General features: G+C 74.6%; 19 protein-coding genes and 3 pseudogenes. 4 read left to right on the forward strand and 18 right to left on the reverse strand.

Annotation, left to right across the window (positions count from 1 at the left end; translation table 11 throughout):
* A pseudogene (locus ABEB13_RS10510) lies at positions 1–389 on the forward strand (ATP-binding protein); the annotation flags it as partial.
* Between the two features lie 132 nt (positions 390–521).
* Positions 522–785, forward strand: coding sequence for a hypothetical protein (locus ABEB13_RS10515; protein ID WP_345705274.1), 264 nt, complete (start codon positions 522–524; stop codon positions 783–785).
* 71 nt (positions 786–856) lie between these two features.
* Here the strand turns inward: ABEB13_RS10515 and ABEB13_RS10520 are convergent, their stop codons facing one another.
* Complete coding sequence (locus ABEB13_RS10520; RefSeq protein WP_345705275.1) at positions 857–1,408, reverse strand: hypothetical protein; 552 nt, start codon at positions 1,406–1,408, stop codon at positions 857–859.
* A 233-nt stretch (positions 1,409–1,641) separates the two neighbouring features.
* Here ABEB13_RS10520 and ABEB13_RS10525 point away from each other — a divergent pair, with 233 nt between their 5' ends.
* Complete coding sequence (locus tag ABEB13_RS10525; RefSeq protein WP_345705276.1) at positions 1,642–5,391, forward strand: LuxR C-terminal-related transcriptional regulator; 3,750 nt, start codon at positions 1,642–1,644, stop codon at positions 5,389–5,391.
* Positions 5,392–5,403: 12 nt separating this feature from the next.
* On the opposite strand, the gene ABEB13_RS10530 is transcribed toward ABEB13_RS10525, so the two are convergent.
* From ABEB13_RS10530 to ABEB13_RS10605, 17 genes and pseudogenes are all read right to left on the reverse strand, one after another.
* Positions 5,404–6,384 (reverse strand): ATP-binding cassette domain-containing protein, encoded by a 981-nt coding sequence (locus ABEB13_RS10530; RefSeq protein ID WP_345709622.1) that lies wholly within the window; start codon positions 6,382–6,384, stop codon positions 5,404–5,406.
* Complete coding sequence (locus tag ABEB13_RS10535) at positions 6,291–7,214, reverse strand: ABC transporter ATP-binding protein (RefSeq protein WP_345705277.1); 924 nt, start codon at positions 7,212–7,214, stop codon at positions 6,291–6,293. Before ABEB13_RS10535 ends, ABEB13_RS10530 begins: the two co-directional genes overlap by 94 nt.
* On the reverse strand, positions 7,196–7,558 hold the full coding sequence (locus ABEB13_RS10540; RefSeq protein WP_345705278.1) for a hypothetical protein: 363 nt from the start codon (positions 7,556–7,558) through the stop codon (positions 7,196–7,198). The genes ABEB13_RS10535 and ABEB13_RS10540 overlap by 19 nt, the downstream gene beginning before the upstream one ends.
* Positions 7,441–7,776: a hypothetical protein gene (locus ABEB13_RS10545; RefSeq protein ID WP_345705279.1), complete on the reverse strand. Its 336-nt coding sequence runs from the start codon at positions 7,774–7,776 to the stop codon at positions 7,441–7,443. Before ABEB13_RS10545 ends, ABEB13_RS10540 begins: the two co-directional genes overlap by 118 nt.
* Before the next feature lie 374 nt (positions 7,777–8,150).
* Positions 8,151–8,459: pseudogene (locus tag ABEB13_RS40460) on the reverse strand (hypothetical protein); the annotation flags it as partial.
* Positions 8,351–8,938 (reverse strand): hypothetical protein, encoded by a 588-nt coding sequence (locus ABEB13_RS10550; RefSeq protein WP_345705280.1) that lies wholly within the window; start codon positions 8,936–8,938, stop codon positions 8,351–8,353. The pseudogene ABEB13_RS40460 and the gene ABEB13_RS10550, both read right to left, overlap by 109 nt.
* A 211-nt stretch (positions 8,939–9,149) precedes the next feature.
* The gene (locus ABEB13_RS10555; protein WP_345705281.1) at positions 9,150–9,266 is read right to left on the reverse strand and encodes an ALQxL family class IV lanthipeptide; all 117 of its coding nucleotides are present in this window, start codon (positions 9,264–9,266) and stop codon (positions 9,150–9,152) included.
* 233 nt (positions 9,267–9,499) lie between these two features.
* Positions 9,500–9,625 carry an ALQxL family class IV lanthipeptide gene (locus ABEB13_RS10560; protein WP_345705282.1) on the reverse strand — a complete coding sequence of 42 codons (126 nt, stop codon included), beginning with the start codon at positions 9,623–9,625 and terminating at the stop codon, positions 9,500–9,502.
* A 49-nt stretch (positions 9,626–9,674) separates the two neighbouring features.
* Positions 9,675–9,797, reverse strand: a complete 123-nt coding sequence (locus ABEB13_RS10565) for an ALQxL family class IV lanthipeptide (protein WP_345705283.1) — start codon at positions 9,795–9,797, stop codon at positions 9,675–9,677.
* A gap of 47 nt (positions 9,798–9,844) precedes the next feature.
* Positions 9,845–9,979, reverse strand: coding sequence for an ALQxL family class IV lanthipeptide (locus ABEB13_RS10570; protein ID WP_345705284.1), 135 nt, complete (start codon positions 9,977–9,979; stop codon positions 9,845–9,847).
* 50 nt (positions 9,980–10,029) lie between these two features.
* Positions 10,030–10,152 (reverse strand): ALQxL family class IV lanthipeptide, encoded by a 123-nt coding sequence (locus tag ABEB13_RS10575; RefSeq protein WP_345705285.1) that lies wholly within the window; start codon positions 10,150–10,152, stop codon positions 10,030–10,032.
* A gap of 48 nt (positions 10,153–10,200) precedes the next feature.
* Positions 10,201–10,335, reverse strand: coding sequence for an ALQxL family class IV lanthipeptide (locus ABEB13_RS10580; RefSeq protein WP_345705286.1), 135 nt, complete (start codon positions 10,333–10,335; stop codon positions 10,201–10,203).
* Positions 10,336–10,377: 42 nt separating this feature from the next.
* Positions 10,378–10,512 (reverse strand): ALQxL family class IV lanthipeptide, encoded by a 135-nt coding sequence (locus ABEB13_RS10585; RefSeq protein ID WP_345705287.1) that lies wholly within the window; start codon positions 10,510–10,512, stop codon positions 10,378–10,380.
* 6 nt (positions 10,513–10,518) lie between these two features.
* Positions 10,519–11,493, reverse strand: coding sequence for an alpha/beta hydrolase family protein (locus ABEB13_RS10590; protein ID WP_345705288.1), 975 nt, complete (start codon positions 11,491–11,493; stop codon positions 10,519–10,521).
* A gap of 841 nt (positions 11,494–12,334) precedes the next feature.
* Positions 12,335–12,547, reverse strand: coding sequence for a hypothetical protein (locus ABEB13_RS10595; RefSeq protein WP_345705289.1), 213 nt, complete (start codon positions 12,545–12,547; stop codon positions 12,335–12,337).
* The gene (locus ABEB13_RS10600) at positions 12,508–13,413 is read right to left on the reverse strand and encodes a lanthionine synthetase LanC family protein (RefSeq protein ID WP_345709623.1); all 906 of its coding nucleotides are present in this window, start codon (positions 13,411–13,413) and stop codon (positions 12,508–12,510) included. Before ABEB13_RS10600 ends, ABEB13_RS10595 begins: the two co-directional genes overlap by 40 nt.
* On the reverse strand, positions 13,302–15,053 hold the full coding sequence (locus tag ABEB13_RS10605; RefSeq protein ID WP_345705290.1) for a class III lanthionine synthetase LanKC N-terminal domain-containing protein: 1,752 nt from the start codon (positions 15,051–15,053) through the stop codon (positions 13,302–13,304). Before ABEB13_RS10605 ends, ABEB13_RS10600 begins: the two co-directional genes overlap by 112 nt.
* Positions 15,054–15,266: 213 nt before the next feature.
* On the opposite strand from ABEB13_RS10605, the pseudogene ABEB13_RS10610 reads away from it, so the two are divergent.
* Positions 15,267–15,677 (forward strand): annotated as a pseudogene (locus ABEB13_RS10610) (ATP-binding protein); the annotation flags it as partial.
* Positions 15,678–17,227: the final 1,550 nt, after the last annotated feature.

Raw genomic sequence — 17,227 nt, forward strand, 5'->3', positions numbered from 1 at the left:
GTGTTGGATCAGCTCAAGGGCGGCGGACCGGCCGTCGTCGACGTCACGGGTGAGGCCGGGATCGGCAAGAGCCGACTGCTGGCGCAGTTCGGTGCGCGGATCCGCAGTCGGGGGATGACCGTGCTGAGCGGGCAGGCCACCGAGTACGAACAGCACAGTCCGTTCCGGCCGTTCGCCGATGCTTTCGCCGACCTCAGCCCCGTGGTGCTGCGCCGTTTCCCCGCGCTGGCGGAGTTGTCGCCGGCCCTGCGGGGCGTCGCCGACACGCCGGCCGCCCCGGGGGCGGCAACCGGTTCGCCCTGCACCAGGCCACTGCGGCCCTGCTGGGCCGGCTCGGCCCGCACGGGCTCGCCGTGGTACTGGACGATCTGCACTGGGCGGACCCGGTGTCGCTGGAGTTGGTGGACCACCTGGTACGCCATCCCGTGCGCTCTCCGCTCCTCCTGGTCGTCGCGCGCCGGGGTCGGCAGACTCCGCCCTTACTGACCACGTCGCTCACGCGTGGCGTGGACTCCGGGGTCGTGCTCCGGATCGCCCTGGGCCCCCTGGCCGAACGTGACTGCGTCGAAGGCCTGGCCGCAGATCTTCCGCTGCCGCAGGCTTCGGAGCTGTACGCGGCGAGCGACGGCAACCCGCTGTACTTCCTCGCCCTCCTCCAGGCCCACCGCGACGCCCGCAAGGCACCAGGGCGCACCTCCCCCTCGCGGGCCGAGCGGTGTCGGGAGAACCGGGCGGCCCGCCGGTCGGGCTCGGCGCGCTGCTGCTGGACGAGCTGGCACCCCTGAGCCCGGTGGAACGCCGGGTCCTGGAGGCAGCCGCCGTCCTGGGGGACCGGACCACCCCGAGGATGATCGGTCTACTGACCGGGTCCGGCTCCGAGGAGGTCATCCACGCACTGCAGGGGCTGATGCAGCGCGATCTTCTGCGGCGAGGACACGGCGGACGGCTGGCACTGCGCCATCCGCTGGTCCGGGAGCTCATCCACGAGAACATCGACCCGTGGCTGCGGGAGGACTTCCACCGCCGGGCCTCGGCAGAGATCGCCGCCGCCGGAGCCACCGTCATCGAGCGGGCCTACCATGTCGAGCGGTCGGTGACCTACTGGGATCCGCAGGCGGCCGGTGTCCTCGTCGCGGCCGCCGAGCAGAGCGCCGCGACCGCTCCGGCCGCCTCCGCGCACTGGCTCGGCGTCGTCCTGGGACTGCTGCCGGACGGCTCGGAACACCTCGCCACCCGACGCGAACTGACGCTCCTCAGAGCCCGCGCACTCGGCGTGAGCGGCGGACTGCTGGCGGGCCGGGACCTCCTGCAGCAGGTGATGGACATGCCGGCCCCGGACCGCTACGACGAGATCCGCGCCGCCGCAGCCACGCTGCGTGGCCAATTGGAGCGGCAGCTCGGGCGGCACCAGGAAGCCGAGGCGATGCTCCGCCGTGAACTGGCCCGCTCCCCGGACCGTCCGCGCCTCACGCGGTCCGGATCGGCCTCGAACTGTGCTCCTGCATCCTGTCCGCCGCCCGCTATCCGCAGGCCCGTGCCGACATCAACGAGGTTCTGGTCGCGGCGCGTTCGCTGGGCGACGCGATCGGCGAACTGGGTGCCCTGGCTCGGATCGCCCTGGGCGAGGCCTACGAGGGCGAGATGGGCACGGCCCGCACCGTTGCCGCATCAGCAGCCGCACTCGCGCAGACCCTGGCCGACTCCGATCTCGCCGAGCTGTGCGAATCGCTGTGCACGCTGGGCTGGGCCGAGGCGTTCCTGGAGGACTACGTCGGTGCCGAAAGCCACCTGGACCGCGGGCTGGAGATCGCCCGGCGCACCGGACAGGCCTATCTGGTACCGCAGTTCCTCACCGCGAAGGCCTACACCCATTTCAGCACCTGCCGGATCACCAGCGCGCTGGAACTGGCCGAGGAGGCCGAGCCGCTGGCACGCGCGGTGGGCAGTGACGAGCTGCTCGCCTTCACCCTGGCGTTCCAGTCCCAGATCCTGCAGCAGGCCTGCCGACCGGCACCGCCGGACGCACTGGCCGTCGCGGAGGAGGCCGCGGCCGCGGCGGGCAGCAACGACCACTGGTGGGCGACCCTGGCCCGGTGCATGCTCGCCTCCGCCGCACTCGATGCCGGCGATCCGCACCGGGCAACGGACATCCTGCTGCGGGCCGGCGGCGGAAGCGACCTGCGCCGGCTGCAACCCACGACGCGCCCCAACTGTCTGGAGCTGCTCAGCGGCGCCGCCCTCGCCGTCGGCGACACCGACGCCGCCGTGCGCTGGGCGGAGCGTGCCCGCAAGGAGGCCGAGCAACTCGGTCTGCCGGCCCAGCACGGCGCGGCGCAGCGCAGCCTCGGCCGGATCGCCGCGTACCACGGCGACTCGGCCGCAGCAGCCCGGATGTTCACGGCAGCGGCGGAGCAGAGCGTCCGGTCCCGGGCGACGCTCCGCGAAGCACAGTCACTGCTCCTCGCCGCCCCGCACGTGCGGGCGACGGGCGACAGCACCGGTGCGGCCGAGATGTGGCACCGAGGAGCGCGTCTGGCCTCGGAGGGAGGGGCGCGCCTGCTCACGGGCCTCGCCGAAAGCATCCGGCCGGCGGTCTTCGCCGCCCCGGCCGAACCGGCGGGCGAGCTGGTCTCCCTGACCGGCCGCGAACGGGAGGTGGCCGAACTGGTCGCGGAGGGCCTGACCAGCGTCGCGATCGCCGACAAGCTCGTGCTCAGCCCACGGACCGTCGAATCCCACATCGCCCGGATCTACCGCAAGACCGGCGTCTCCAGTCGCGCCGCGCTGGCCGTCATCGTGAGCCGCAACACCGGGCCGCAACAGGCGTACCTGAAGGTGCCCCGGCCTGCCCCCGAGGATCCGCTGCGGGCTGACGGCCCCGAAGCCGGCGAGCTGTCGCCCGCGCCGCCGCGGGCCGTGGCCGACACGCCCCGGCTTCTCGGCCGGGACGCCGAACTCGACTCGCTGACCAGGGCGTTGGAGGACCTCAAGGCGGGCGTCGGCCGGGCGGTCGTGCTGGTCGGCGAGCCGGGCATCGGAAAGAGCTCCCTGCTGTGGACGGCCTCTGCGCACGCTCGCGCCCAGGGCGTCCCCGTGCTCGCCGCGCACGGCGCGCACCCGCCGCTGCCTCCGCTGCCCGCAGGACCCGACATCGCGGACGTCCACGAGCGGGCGGCGCGCACCGGCGACCGCTCCGCCGTCATGGCGGTGGTGGACGACCTGCACGATCTCGCACCCGCGCGGATCGACGACGTGGAGCGGCTGTTGGCGGCCACCGTCACGGGTCCGGTGCTGTGCCTGATGGCCTATCGGCAGCGCCGGCTCTCGTCCCCGCTCGCGGCGGTGCTCGCCCGTGCGTCGTCCGCCGGGCTCTTGGAGGTGTGGAACCTCGGACCGCTCTCCCCGGAACAGACCCGCGAACTGCTCGGCGACCGGCCGGACCTGGAGGAGCTGCACGGCCTGGCCGGGGGCAACCCGCAGTACCTCAAGGTACTGGCCGCCGATGGTGGGACGGCGGCCGATGCCGGGACGGCGATCCTCGGCGAACTCGACGGTCTCGACGCCGTGTCACTGACGGTTGTCCAGGTCGCAGCGGTCCTCGGCGATTCGTTCCACCCGGAACTCCTCGCCGCCGTAGCGGACTTGGACCTGCCGGCGGCCATGGCCGCACTGGACGCCCTGACCCGGCTCGATTTGGTCCGCCCGGCCGAGCCCGCGCCGCGGCTGTCCCTGCGTCACCGAGCGGTCGCCGACGTCGTCTACGAGCGGCTGGAGCCCAGCCGCCGCCTCGCCCTGCACCAGCGCGCCGAGGCCGAACTCGCCCGGCGGGCGGCACCGATCGCGGAGCGTGCCCACCACGTCGCGCGGGCCGCGGACCCTTGGCGACCCGAACACGCGACGACCCTGATAGCGGCGGCCCGTGGCATGCTCTACTCCGCTCCGGTCGTGGCAGCGGGCCACCTGCAGGCCGCACTGTCGCTGCTGCAGGAAGGCGGGGAGCACTGGTACGAGGCGAAGGTCCTGCTCGCGCGGGCCCGGTTGCTGACCGGGGACCCTTCGGAGGGCCGGGCGCTGCTGGAGGCGCTGCGTTCGGAGATACCCGGCGGCCCGGCCGGCGGTGCGACCGCGCTCGCCGACTCCAGCCGGATCGAGCGTCGCATGGGCCGGTCCACCGAGGCCGGCGCCCTCGCCCGCGCCGGGCTCGCCGCCCTGACCGACGACGACTCGGCCACCGCCGCGGCCCTGCACGCGGAACTGGCCGACCACGCCTACGACGTACAGGACTTCGAGACGTCCCGGCAGCACGCCGAGACCGCCGCCCGGCTGGCGCGTGAACACCTCGACCAGGTCGGCGAGGCCAACGCCCTGGGCAAGGCGGCACTGGGCCACCTGTTCTCCGGGGACCAGACCAGTGCGCTGGCGACGCTGGCCAGGGCCACCGACATCCTGGACACCGTTCCCGACACGATGCTCGTGGCCTACCTGGAAGCCGCGTTCCAGGTAGGCATCGCGGAGGGGATGATGGGACGGCTGGCCGACTCCGAGCGCCATCTCGCCCGTGGTGCGGACCTGTCCCGGCGCACCGGGCAGACCTACATCCATCCGCAGATGCTGACCGTCCTGGGCAACGCCCGGCTGCGTGCGGGGAACCTGTCCGGTGCGCTGGCCACGCTGGACGAGGCCGAGCAGCACGTCAGACGGATCGGCGACGTTTCGGTCGAGGCGGTCCTGATGACACTCCGGGCCGAGACGCTGCTCTGGCGGGACGGCCCCGGCGACCTGGAGGAGGCGGCCGCCACGGCCGAACGCGCCAGGGCGGCTGTCGGCAGCACGCTGACCTCGTGGGCGGTCTCCGTCCGCTGTGCCCACGCCGAGTTCGTGCTGCACACCGGCGACCCGGTCCGCGCCGGATGGCAGCTGCTGGACGTCGCGGGCGGGGCGGAGCTGCCCAGGCTGACCGCGTGGCGCAGGCCCCGTTGGTGCGACCTGCTGGCGCAGGCGGCAGCCGCAGACGGCGACGCGGCCGCCGCCGGGCGCTGGGCGCGGCTCGCCGAGGAGAGCGTCGCACAGCTTCCCTCGGTGGGCCGGCGGGGCTTCGCCCTGCGCGCACGCATGCGGGCCCATGCGGTGCGCGGGGACGCCGACGGCGCCCTGCGCTGCGCCCCGGACGCGATCGCGGACTTCGCGGACGCCGGTGACCGCATCGAGCTGGTCCGCACCCTGCTCATGGCGGCGGCGGTGTCCCTGGACGCGGGGCGGACCGACGCGGTGGGCGGTTGGCTGCGGCGGGCCGCGGTGCTGGCCGACCAGTGCGGCTCGGCGCGCCTGACCGCCGACGCGGCCGGCCTGCTCGCGCGGCTGGCCGCCGGTGCCCGGCGGTCCCAGGAGTAGCCGTGTGCCCACTCAGGACGGGGCGGCGGCCCGCGCCAGGGCGGGTGGTAGCTCACGGGTCGTCAGCCGGTGCGTGTCGCCGTCGAGGTGGAGGATCCGTCGGGCGCGGGCAGCGGAGCCGGCGCGGTGGGCGATCACGATGAGCGTGCCGGGGCGGGCCCGGAAGGCCCGTTCGGCCCGCTCCTCGGCGACCGGGTCCAGGTGCGCGGTGGCCTCGTCGAGGATGACGACCGGTGCGGGTGAGAGGTAGGTGCGGACCAGCGCCAGGAGTTGGCGTTCCCCGCTGGAGAGGTCGGCCGGGTCGCCCACCTGCGCGTCGAGGCCGCCGAGCCGGGTGAGCAGGGGATGGAGCCCGACGCACCGGGCGGCGTGGACGACGGCGGCGTCATCGGCGAGCGGGGCCAGGTAGCGGAGGTTGTCCCTCACCGTGCCGGGGAACACGTACGCCTCCTGGGGGACGAGGACGACCAGCCGGGTGCGGGTGTGCTGCGGCAGCGCGGTGACCCGGCGGCCGGCGAACGCGACCTCGCCGCGGGTCGGCTCGTGCAGGCCCGCGAGCAGGGACGCGAGGGTGGACTTCCCGATGCCGCTGGCTCCGGTGATCACCAGATGGTCGCCGTACGGAACGGTCAGGCTCAGGTCCCGCAGGACCGGCGCCGCGCCGACGCCGTAGGCGAAGCACAACCGGTCGACGGTCAGGTCCGGCGTCGGCGAGGGCTCGGCGCAGCCGTCGGGCGACGTCCGGGGTGGTTCCCGTCGGGCGGGCGCCGAGCGTTGCGGCGCGACCTCGCCGAGGCGGTGCAGCAGCACACCGAGCTGGCTCCAGTACCCGCCGACCGTGCCGGTCAGCAGCTGCAGCGCCGGGACGACGGACTGTGCCACGTAGAGGGCCGCGCCGATCAGGGCGCCGACGGTGATCGTGCGGCCGTCGACCAGGTGGGGGCCGAGCAGCAGCAGGCCCAGCAGCGGGACGTACCCGCCGAGCAGCACCACCGGGATGCGCAGGGTGACGGCGCGGCCCACGCGCAGCAGGGCGCGGCGGGCCCGGTCCGACTCCGCCTGGACGAGCGCGGCCGCGTGCTCCTCGGCCCCGAGGAGGTGATGTCGCGGGCGGCGCCGAGGACCGCGCCGATCTGGTGCGCCACCTCCTCCGAGGCGAGCAGGGTGTCCCGGCGCAGTGCGGTCAGGCGGCGCATGGACCGGGCGAAGAGCGCCAGCGCCGCGGTGAGCGGGACCAGTACCAGGAGCGCCAGGAGCGGGTCGAGTCCGGCCAGTCCGACCAGGGCCGCGAGGAGGGTGGCCGCCAGTGGGCGCGCCGTGCGCAGCAGTGACGCGAGCAGGCCGCGGGTGGCGTCGATCTGGCTGCTGAGCCGGGACACGCTCGCCGTGCCCGGGTCGCGGCCCAGCTCGGTCGCCTGGCGCAGGGTGTTGTGCACGACCCGGCGGGTGAGGTGGTCGCGCAGCGGTTCCACGACGGCGGCCAGTGAGTCGAACATGGCGCGCTCGGCGCATGCGCGTACCAGGTACAGCAGGGCGAGGATGCCGAGCCAGGCCAGTCCGGTGCCGGGGCGGTGGGCCAGGAATCCGTGGTCGAGAGCGGCGGCGGTGACCCAGCCGGAGGCGAGTGCCGGGGCTGCCTCGACCGCGGACAGCGCGGCGATGCGCAGCAGTGCTCGCCGGCTCCCGTGCAGGCCGTCGGTGAGCAGCGTCGCCGCGGTCGGGGTCAGGCCCAGGCGCGGTGTCCTCCTGGGGCGTGGTGCGGCGGCGGCCGGTTCGGGGTCGGCCGGTTCGGGTGCCGCGCCGGTCAGCGGTCGGCTGTGCATCGCTGCTCCTTGCCGTGGAGGTCGTCGTCGGTGGGGCCGGTGGGTTCGTCGGCGTGGGCGAACAGGGCCCGGTAGGCCGGGTCCGCCCAGAGCGCGACGTGCGGGCCGAGGGCGCGGATGCGTCCGTTGTGCAGCCAGGCCACCAGGTCGCAGCGGGCGGCGGTGCCGGGGCGGTGGGTGACGATCAGACGGGTGCTGCCGCCGAGCCGCTCGGTGACGGCCTCGCTCACCAGGGTCTCGGTCGCCGTGTCCAGGCCGGACGTGGCGTCGTCCAGCACGTGCAGCAGGGCCGGGCGGGCCAGGGCGCGGGCCAGCCCGATGCGCTGGAGCTGTCCCCCGGACATCGGCGCGAGGCCCGGGGGGTGTCGTAGCCGTCGGGCAGGCAGCGCACGAAGTGGTCGGCCTGCGCGGCGCGGGCGGCGTCCTCGACCGTGCGGCGCGGGAGGTCGGGGCGTCCGAAGGCGATCGCCTCGTGCAGGGTGCCGCCTGCCAGTGCGGGGCGTTCGAAGGCGTAGGCGACGGCGCCGTGCAGGGTGTGCAGGGCCAGGTCCGCGACGGGCACCCCGCCCAGCAGCACCTCCCCTGGTCCGGGTCGGCCAGCCGGCCCGGCAGCGCGGCCAGCAGGCTCTTGCCGGATCCGGTCGCGCCGACCAGGGCCACCGACTTTCCGTCGGGGATGTCCAGATCGAGCCGGTCCAGGACCGCGGTGCCGGAGCGTCGAACGGTGACGCCGCGCAGTGACAGGGCCCCGCTGGGTGGCGGTGTGCGCAGCGGTCCGCCCTCGATGACGGGCCGGTCCAGGATCTCGCCGAGCCGGGACGCGCCGGCGCGGGCGCTCGCCAGGCCCAGGAACACGTCGACCTGGTCGAGCAGGCCCGAGGCCAGGGTCAGGTAGCCGGTGACGGCCAGCAGGCTGCCGGGGCTGATGCGTCCGGCGACCAGGTCCGGTCCGGCGGTGGCCAGGACCAGGACCTGCGTCAGCGGCATCAGCAGCCCGATCTTCCACACGACGTCCCGCTGGATGCGCCAGATCGCGTGGCCTGCGGCGGACAGCTCCGGGAGCGGGGCGACCACGCGTTCGGTCTCGACGGCCAGGGTGCCGACCGCGCGGATGGTGCGGGCGCCGGCCAGCGCGTTCACCAGCAGGGTCGCCATGCCGGTCTGGGCGGCCAGGTAGCGGGCCTCGGCATCGCCGGCCTCGGTGATGAACCTGCGGGCCACCAGGGCGGTGAGCGGGAACAGCAGGGTGAAGACCAGGCCGGCCCGCCAGTCGACGGTCCACAGCGCGACCAGTGCCACGGCCGACCCGACGGTCGAGACGGCGGATTCGACCGCCTGGGCGGGCAGGTTGGCCGCCTGGGGGCGGCCTGGACCACCTGCGTCACCGCCTCCCCGGCCGGGAAGGGCGAACGCGGCCCCAGCCCGAGCAACCGGCGTACCGTCCGCATCCGGATCCAGGCGGTTCCGTGGGCACCGGTGGACACCGAGAGCTGCAGCATGGCGGTCTCGCCGATCGCACCGGCGGCCAGCGCGGCCGCAAGCGCGGCGACCGGCCCAAGGGTGTCGCCGTGCCGCAGGACGGCGTCCACGGCCCGGGCGAGCAGGACCGGGAGGGCCAGCCCCGCGCCCACCTGGATGCCGAGTGCGACGGCGAGCAGGACCAGGCGTGTGCGCAGGCGGACCGCGGTGGCGGCCAGCAGTCGGCCACCGGGTGTGGCAGGCATGGGACCTCCGGGGGGACAGGGGTACGGGCGAGGCACGACCTTCCGGTGCTCGGGCAGGCGGTCGGCCGCTTGCACCGAGCGGCCGCGGTGCCGGAGCCGAGTCGCTCCGGCACCGCGGTTTCGCACACCGCGGACCGGCAGGGGCCTGCCGGGTGCCGATCAGACGGTCACGGTCGTCCCTTCGGCCGGCGGTGCGTCTCGGGGCGGGGCGTCAGACGCCCGTCGAGTGGCAGGTGGACGGGCAGCTGACGGAGCAGCTGTACCCGCAAGCGCCGGCCAACTCCTCGTCGGCGGGCAGTTCCTGCAGTGCGTCCAGGTCGAGTTCCATGAGTGGTCACCTCCTCGGTTCGGTTCGCAGGTCGGCAGGGGTGGTCGAGGTGTCGGACGGGTCGTCAGACACCGGTGACCGGGCAGGTCGCGGGGCAGGTGCCGGAACAGGTCGCCCTGCACCAGCCGGCCTGCTCCTGTTCGGCGGGAAGCTCCTGCAGAGCGTCCAGCGCATCGAGTTCCATGCGGTGTCCCTTCTGGTGTGGGTGGGTCCTGCCGAGTACCGGCAAGGCCCTACTGGCCGCCGCTCTGGAAGCAGGAGGACGGACACTTCATCGAGATGTTGCAGGAGAACCTGCAGTAGTTGGCCTGCTCCTCCTGCGCGGGGAGCTCCTGCAGGGCGTCCAGGTCGATTTCCATACGACGTCCTTTCGGGATGCGGATCGTGTCGTGCGGGTGACAGCGGCTGTCACGCATCGGTGACACGGCAGGTGAACGTGCACACCGTCGGCTGGCAGCTCTTGTTGCAGGCAGCGGTGGTCTGCGCCTCCTGCGGGACGAGCAGCTGGAGGGCGTCGAGGTCGAAGTCCATGAATGATCACCTCCTCTCGAGGGGCTGGTACGCGGGCCGAAGGGCTGTCAGTCGTTGGTGATCTGGCAGGTGGCCGGGCACACCGTCAGGCGGCAGCTCCTGCCACAGCTCACGGCGCACGCTCCGACCGCCTGCTCCTCCTGCGCGACGAGCTCCTGCAGAGCCTCGATGTCGAACTCCATGGCATGTCCTTCCGGATTGTGGATCGAGTCGGTACGGGTGACAGCGACTGTCACTCGCCGGTGGTCGTGCAGGTGCGCGGGCATATCGTCGGGGAGCAGGTCCGCACGCAGCCGGCGGCGGCCTGCGCCTCCTGCGGGACGAGCAGCTGGAGGGCCTCGAGGTCGAAGTCCATGAATGATCACCTCCTCTCAAGGGGCTGGCAGTCGGGCCGGACGAACCGTCAGTTGCCGATCGTCGCGGCGGTCTGCGGGCACAGGGTCAGGCCGCAGGTTCTGATGCAGCTCGGGCTGCAGGCGCCGACGGCCTGCTCCTCCTGCACGACGAGCTCCTGCAGGGCCTCGATGTCGAAGTCCATGAATGATCACCTCCTTCCGGTGGACTCGGCCCGAGGGGGCCGTCAGCCATCGGTGGCCGCGCAGGTCGCCGGGCAGATCGTCAGGCGACAGGTCTTGTTGCAGGTCCAGTCGCAAGCGCCGACCGCCTGCTCCTCCTGCGCGACGAGCTCCTGCAGGGCCTCGATGTCGAAGTCCATGGGTCATCACCTCCTTTCGTGGGCGGGTACGCGGGCGGGTCGGGCGGCCGGCTCGCCGTCGGCGAGGAACCGGGCCACCAGGGCGGCGACCGGGTCCCGGACGGACGCACCGAGAACGGCATGGCCGCGGTCAGGGGGTTCGAGATAGCGGAAGTCCGTGCCCTCACGGCGGCCGAGGCCGGCCAACTGGCACACCAGCTCCCGGGAGTGGGCCACCGGCGTGGACTCGTCGCGGGCCCCGTGGACCAGCAGCAGCCGGGCCCGCAGGTCAGCCGCGAACCGGGTCACGTCGCGCGGCCCGAGGGCGTCGGTCGCCTCGGTGAGCCCGTCGAGGCGCTCCACCATGCCGCGCACCGTCACGAAGCCCTCGGCGTGCAGCCTTGGTCCGGACAGGAACGGGGCGACGGCCACGCAGGCGGACCACAGGTCCGGTCGGGTGGCGGCGGCCAGCAGTGCCAGGTAGCCGCCGTAGCTGACGCCGAGCACGGCGGGGCGCTCCAGTCCCGGCGCGCGGCAGGCCCGGACGAACGCCCCGACGGCCGACACGTCGGCGAGGTCGGGCACGCCCCAGGCTCCGACCAGGGCGAGCGTGTGCTCGGCCCCGTAGCCGGTACTGCCGCGCTGGTTGGGTGCCACGACCGCGATGCCGGCCGCCGCGAGGAGCTGGAACAGCGGGTTGAAGCCGAGCGTCCAACGGCTGGTCGGGCCGCCGTGCAGGGTGACCACGACCAGGGGGCTGGTGCGCCAGTCCGGCCCGTAGACCACGGCCTCGACCGGCCCCTGCGCCCCCGGGAAGGACTCCACCCGGCCGGGCCGCCAGGGCCCCACCGGTGCGGTGGGTACCCGCAGGTCCGGCGAGCCCGGTGGCAGCCAGGCCATGGTCCGGGGCCGTCGGGGGTCGGAGTGCGGCAGCCAGAGCCCGGCGGGGGTCCAGGCCGCGAGCGGGAGGATCTCGCCCTCCGGCACCACGATCCGCCGCACCGCCCCGGTCTCGGTGTTCCAGCAGCTGAGCTCCGAACGTGCGCCGGCGGTCTCCAGGACGGCCGCATACGTCCCGGTCGGATCCAGCGCCAGCGGGTGGACGACCCCCGCGGGGGAGTGTCCGGCTCGAGCGCGCGGATGCTCCCGTCGGTGAGGTCCGCCCGGGCGAGCGCCGGTCCCTGCGGACCCCGCAGGGCGACCAGCAGGTGCTGCTCGGTGCCGGCCAGCACCCGGGAGGTGTCGTCTAGGAACGTCACCGGGACGGCGGTCCCGTCGCGGGGATCGACCAGCAGGCGCACCCGGCCGGACGCCGCCTCCACGGCGAACAGGATCCGCGAGCCGCAGATCGTCACGTCCTGGACCGGCCCCGGCAGGCGGACCAGCTCCTGGAGCCACGGGGTTCCGGTGGTCACCCGGTACACCGTCGTCCCCTCGTCCGCCGCACCCGGATCGGCTCCGCGACCCGACCAGGCCAGGGCCAGGCCGGGGGCCTCCACCGGTAGGGCCAGCAGGGCGAGCGGTGCGTGCCGCGTGCTGCCCAGGGCGGTGAGCCGCCCGTCGTCGTGGAGCAGATCCAGGGACTGGGTGTCCTCGGAGCCGTGCCGGGAGACCAACAGCCGTCCGCCGTCCAGCGGGAGGACCATGGTGTAGGCGGGGTCGCAGGTCAGCTCGGCGGAGAAGTCCAGGACCGGCCCGTCCTGCCGCAGGCTCCAGCTCTCGGCCCGGTGCCGGCCGGACTCGGTGGCGGCCAGGCAGGCGGCCCGGGTGCCGGCGGCGGAGAACCGGAAGCTGATCCTCGACGTCACGGTGGTGTCGTCGATGTACCCCTGCCAGGGGGTCGTCACCGCGTCACCAGCTGCATCGAGCGCCGGGCGCCGTCGGCCGCCTGCTCCGCCGTCCCGTCGACCATCCAGGGCCGGCCCCCGCCGTGCGCCAGGCGCAGCAGGAAGCCCACCGCGCCGCTCAGGCCGACGTTGTAGTCGGCTGCCACGCCCTGCGAGGACTCGTCGGGGATCACCAGCCGCTCGCCGTGGACACCGTGGCGCAGCACCATCGAGGCGGCCAGCTCCTCGGCCCACCCCGGTACGGGCCGCCGACGGCGTCCGCGAGATCGAGCAGGAACTCGCCGTTGCCGGCCAGACCGTGGCAGGCCGCCGTTCCCGAGAACCACCGGGCCCGGTGGACGGCCTGCGCGGCCTGCTCCGTCAGGCGCAGGTACTCGGCGTCGCCGGTGGCCTGCCACAGTCGCAGCAGGAAGGTGCCGACCCCGGAGGAACCACTGCACCAGTGGAAGCGCATGCCCGTGCCGGGCTCGTCGCTGCGGTCGTTGCGCCAGTACGCCCCCGACGGGCCGCGCTCGGCCTCGAAGGCCAGGGTGTTCCCGGCGGCCACGGCGGCCTCCAGGTACCGCTGGTCGCCGGTGGCCTGCGCGGTCGCCAGCAGGGTGTACCCGACTCCGGCGACGCCGTGGGCGAAGCCGAGGTGGTTGATGCCCGCCAGCAGGGAGTCCATGCTCTTGGGGACGGGCCAGTAGAGTCGGCCGTCGCCGGGCTCGGCAGCCGCCAGCAGGGCGTCGCCGCCCCTGGTCGCCCGCTCCAGGAACTCGCCGCGACCGGTGCCGCGCCACAGGTGGAGCTGGGCCAGCACGGAGCCGGCGACGCCGTGGCAGACGTCCGGGTTGGGCCACTCCACCGGGACGGACAGGCCCAGCTCGACCGCCTGCTGCGCCAACTCCTCGTCACCGAGGTGGCGGGCCGCGTCGTGGAGCGCCCAGGCGGTGCCGGAGCGCCCGAAGTACAGGCCGGGCATCAGCCGGGGAGTTTTGTCGCGGCGCCGAGCGGTCCAGTCCGCCGCCCGGGCGACGGCCGCGCGCAGGTCCTCCCGCCGCAGGTGACGGTCGGCCAGGGTGAGCAGGCCCAGGACGCCGGCCGAGCCGTGCTGGACGTTGCAGGCGTCGGTGCCCTCGCCGAAGTCGGTGCTCGGCCACAGCCGCCGGTCGTCGTCGCCGGGGGCGGCCATGGTCGCCAGGAGGTGGGCGAGACCGTCGTCGGTGAAGCGCTGCCGGTCGGTGTCGGACAGCCGGTCCGCAGCGGCAGCACCCCGTCGGCCACGACCACGGCGTCCGGCACCGTGCAGGTGGCGAGGAACTCCCGGAGCCGGTCGAACGACCAGCGCTGCGCGGGGTCGTCGGCCGTCAGGCCGCGCACCGCCGGCGCGATCATCCGTGCCGCGGCGCTGCGCACGCCGGCCGCCCGGAGCACAGCGTCGAGGCGGTCGTGCACGGAGAGCGGCCGGGGGTCGTCCTGCCCGAACACCGGCGCCGTCCCCACCGCGAGGAACTGCAGCACCGCGCCCAGCGAGAACAGGTCGGCCGTCTGCTGCGGCACCCAGCCCTCGCCGGGGTTGCGCACGACCTCCAGGGCGGCGAAGCCGACCGTGTGGCCCCGGACCCCCCATTCACCGGGCACCCGCGCCATCTCCGGGTCGATCAGCTTCAGCCCGCCGTCCGGGGTCACCATGATGTTGAGCGGGGTGAAGTCCTGGAAGACCAGGCCCCGCGCGTGGACCTCGGCCAGCAGCTCGGTCAGCTTCCGTGCCATGTCCAGCAGTCGGGCCGGCGCCAGGCCGCCCTGTCCCTCGCCCTCCGCGACCTGCTGGTCGAGCCACTGGGCCAGGGTGTCCCCGGGGATCAGGGACTCCACCAGGAAGGTGTGGCCGTCGAGGTCGAAGAGGTCCACCGGCTCGGGCCCGATGCCGGCCAGCGTCTTCAGGGCCTGCCACTCGTTGCGCAGGCCGCCGCGACAGTCCTCGCCGTTCAGCCGCCCGCCCACGAAGGCCCGGGCCTGCTTGACGACGACCTCTTCGCCGGTCCGGTGGTCCAGCGCCCGGTACACGCCGCCGCGGGCGGAGTGGCGGATCGCCTGGCGCACCTCGAACCGGTCGGCGAGCAGCGCGCCCGCCTGGGCCTTCTTCGACGGGGCGGGGTACGGCAGTTCCGCCCAGGACGGCGGGCAGAACCACGGCTTGCGCACGTCCTCGACCGGGATTCCGTCCGGACCGGCGACCCGGATCTCGAACACCCCGTCGTCGGTGAGGACCGGAACGCCCCGGAACGCCCCGAACCGGTACTGCACCAGGCTGCCGGGCCGCACCGGCCGGTCGGACAGGATGGCCGGCCCGGGCAGCCCCGCCGTGGCCTTGTCGAGCGCGGTGGCGAGTTCGCGGAACTCGTCCTCGTCGGACGGGTAGACGGCGATGACCTTGCCGCACTGGGCCCGGTCGTAGCGCTCGCCGGTCATCTCCTCGACCATCCGGATGCTCCGGGAGAACTTGAACGGGACACCGCGCGGGACCAGCACGTCGGCGACCCGGTGCAGCACCTCCGGCGCGGACAGCCGCGTCGCGGAGACGTGCAGCTTCCACCCCTGGATCCGGTCGACGCCCCCTTCGCCGGCCGGTGTCACCCGGCACCAGACCTCGTCCTCGGCGAACGCCCAGCCCTCCAGCCCGTGCTCGGCGAGCACCGACTCCACCACCCACTGCAAGCGAAAGTCATGCACGTGACTACCCCATCCGACGACCTGCCGCTCGGCAGCGACCTTGACGGCCAATCTGGCAGCGGACCGGGGGGACGAGCATGAGGGTGCGACCCTCGTTCCACCCTCGGTCCCGGCAGTTGCGTAAGGGGCTCGCGTAGTTCCACGGAAGCTGCCGCGGCGGGCCGTGGCCGACGATCGGACCCACGAGGCCTCAGCACGTCAGAGGGGATGCCCATGAGGGAACAGCACCCGCCGCCGACCGGCCGGAAGCACGAGATGTCGGTCCTGCGATCAGCCGTCACCGCCTGCGCCGACGGGGCGTCCACCGTCGTCGAGATCAGCGGCGATCCCGGCCTGGGCAAGTCCACGCTGCTCGCCGAACTCGAAAGGCTCGCCCGGGCCGAGGGGCTGACCGTCCCCGCCGACTGCTCCGGAGCCTTCGAACGGCGGGACCCGCTCGTGCTGGACCTGCTCCGGACCCCGGCGCCGGAGGACCCCGGGCGTCACCGGCCGCACCCGGACCCCGCCCGGCCCCTTGCAGCGGCCGGCCGCGGCCGCGCGGTCCTGCTCTGCCTGGACGACCTGCACCGGGCCGACGCATCCGTGCTCGACCCGCTGCACGACCTGCTGCGCACCGCGCCCGGCACCCCGCTGCTCCTCGCCTGCGCCCACCGGCCGCGGCAGTCCCCGGCACGGCTCCTGGCCGCACTCCAGCACCCGGCCGCGCACTACCGGGTCCTCCGCCTCCCGCTCGCGCCGCTGGACTGGGCCGCCTGCGAGACCGTGCTCGGCCCCGAGTACACCTCCGACGACCGGGACCGGCTCTGCACGGCCGGCGAGGGCAACCCGCTCTACCTGAACCTGCTGGGCGAACTGGACCAGAACGCCGCCGCCGGCCTGCCGGCGACCGTCCGGACCGCCCTGATCCGGGAGACCGCGGTGCTTTCCGGCGACGAACTCGCGGTGCTGCGCGCCGCCGCCGTGCTCGGCGACCCCTTCGACCCGCAGCTCCTCGCGGCGGTGGCCGACCTCCCCGACCAGCGGGCCCTGGACGCCCTCGACGGACTGTCGGCCCTCGACCTGGTCCGAGCCGCCGACCCGACCGGGCCGCCGTCGGACGGGCACCGGCTGCTGCGGTCACGCCACGCCGTGCTGCGCGAGGCGGTGTCCAGGGACACCCCACCGGGCTGGGCCCTGGCCGCGCACCGCCGCGCCGACCTGGCCCTGCGCGACAGCGGGGCCGGCCCGCTGGAACGCGCTCCCCACCTCGCGCACTCGGCTCGCCCCGGGGACGGCGCGGCCGTCGCGGTCCTGGTCGAGGCGGCCGCGGCCGCCCGCCACCGCTCCCCCGGCACCACCGCCAGGTGGCTGCGCGCCGCGCTGCGGCTGTCCGCCACGGACTGCTCCGGGCCGGTGCTCCCGCTCAGGGTCGGCCTGCTGCTGGGGCTGGCCGAAGCCGTCGCGATGACCGGTGACCTGACGGGGTGCCGCGACAGCCTGGGTCAGGCCCTCGACCTGGTGCCACCCGACCGGCCCGAGCTGCGGGTGCCGCTGGTGGCGGCCGGTTCGGCGGTCGAACGCACCCTCACCCCGGGGTCGAACGGCCGCGTGCTGGAACGTGAACTGGCCTGCTGGCCGCAGTCCGACTCCCGAGCCGACCCGCTCCGGCTGCAACTCGCCATCGTGCGCACGGCGCAGGGCAGATTCGACGAGGCCGAGGGCCTGCTGGACGCACTCGGGCCGAGCACGTCCGATCGCAGGACACGCAGCGCGGTCGCCGCCTGCCGCGCCCTGGGCACCGCGTACACCGGACGCCAGGAGCCGGCCCGGACGCTCGCGGCCGAAGCGGCCGCCTCCTTCGGCGCCATGACGGACCGGGAGCTGGCGGCCTGCCTCGACGGGGCCGCCCAGCTGGGCTGGGCCGAAGCGCTGTCCGAGCGCCACCACGATGCCGTGCGCCACACCACCCGCGCCGTCGAGGTCGCCCGGCGGACCGAACAGACCCATCTGCTGCCCCATCTGCTGCTGTGCCAGTCGTACGCGCGGCAGGCGACCGGTGAGCTGGAGGGCGGCGCGGCCTCGGCCGGCACCGCCGAGGAGACGGCACGCCGGCTCGCCCTGCCGAACCTCGTCGTCTTCGCACTGACCCTGCGGGCCGCGGCGGCCGCCCTGCGGACCGGACCCGCCTCGGCGGC

Origin of the sequence: Kitasatospora paranensis, from assembly GCF_039544005.1 — a bacterium.
Lineage (GTDB): Bacteria > Actinomycetota > Actinomycetes > Streptomycetales > Streptomycetaceae > Kitasatospora > Kitasatospora paranensis.

Bases quoted from the DNA above. Each gene is read 5' to 3' on its own strand.
- ABEB13_RS10540 (WP_345705278.1), bottom strand. From the start codon at position 7,558: ATGTCCGGGGGACAGCTCCAGCGCATCGGGCTGGCCCGCGCCCTGGCC.
- ABEB13_RS10575 (WP_345705285.1), bottom strand. From the start codon at position 10,152: ATGGACTTCGACCTCGAGGCCCTCCAGCTGCTCGTCCCGCAGGAGGCG.
- ABEB13_RS10565 (WP_345705283.1), bottom strand. From the start codon at position 9,797: ATGGACTTCGACCTCGACGCCCTCCAGCTGCTCGTCCCGCAGGAGGCG.
- ABEB13_RS10595 (WP_345705289.1), bottom strand. From the start codon at position 12,547: ATGGTGCTGCGCCACGGTGTCCACGGCGAGCGGCTGGTGATCCCCGAC.
- ABEB13_RS10585 (WP_345705287.1), bottom strand. From the start codon at position 10,512: ATGGACTTCGACATCGAGGCCCTGCAGGAGCTCGTCGCGCAGGAGGAG.
- ABEB13_RS10580 (WP_345705286.1), bottom strand. From the start codon at position 10,335: ATGGACTTCGACATCGAGGCCCTGCAGGAGCTCGTCGTGCAGGAGGAG.
- ABEB13_RS10570 (WP_345705284.1), bottom strand. From the start codon at position 9,979: ATGGAGTTCGACATCGAGGCTCTGCAGGAGCTCGTCGCGCAGGAGGAG.
- ABEB13_RS10550 (WP_345705280.1), bottom strand. From the start codon at position 8,938: ATGCCTGCCACACCCGGTGGCCGACTGCTGGCCGCCACCGCGGTCCGC.
- ABEB13_RS10560 (WP_345705282.1), bottom strand. From the start codon at position 9,625: ATGGAAATCGACCTGGACGCCCTGCAGGAGCTCCCCGCGCAGGAGGAG.
- ABEB13_RS10535 (WP_345705277.1), bottom strand. From the start codon at position 7,214: ATGCACAGCCGACCGCTGACCGGCGCGGCACCCGAACCGGCCGACCCC.
- ABEB13_RS10555 (WP_345705281.1), bottom strand. From the start codon at position 9,266: ATGGAACTCGACCTGGACGCACTGCAGGAACTGCCCGCCGACGAGGAG.
- ABEB13_RS10525 (WP_345705276.1), top strand. From the start codon at position 1,642: ATGGGCACGGCCCGCACCGTTGCCGCATCAGCAGCCGCACTCGCGCAG.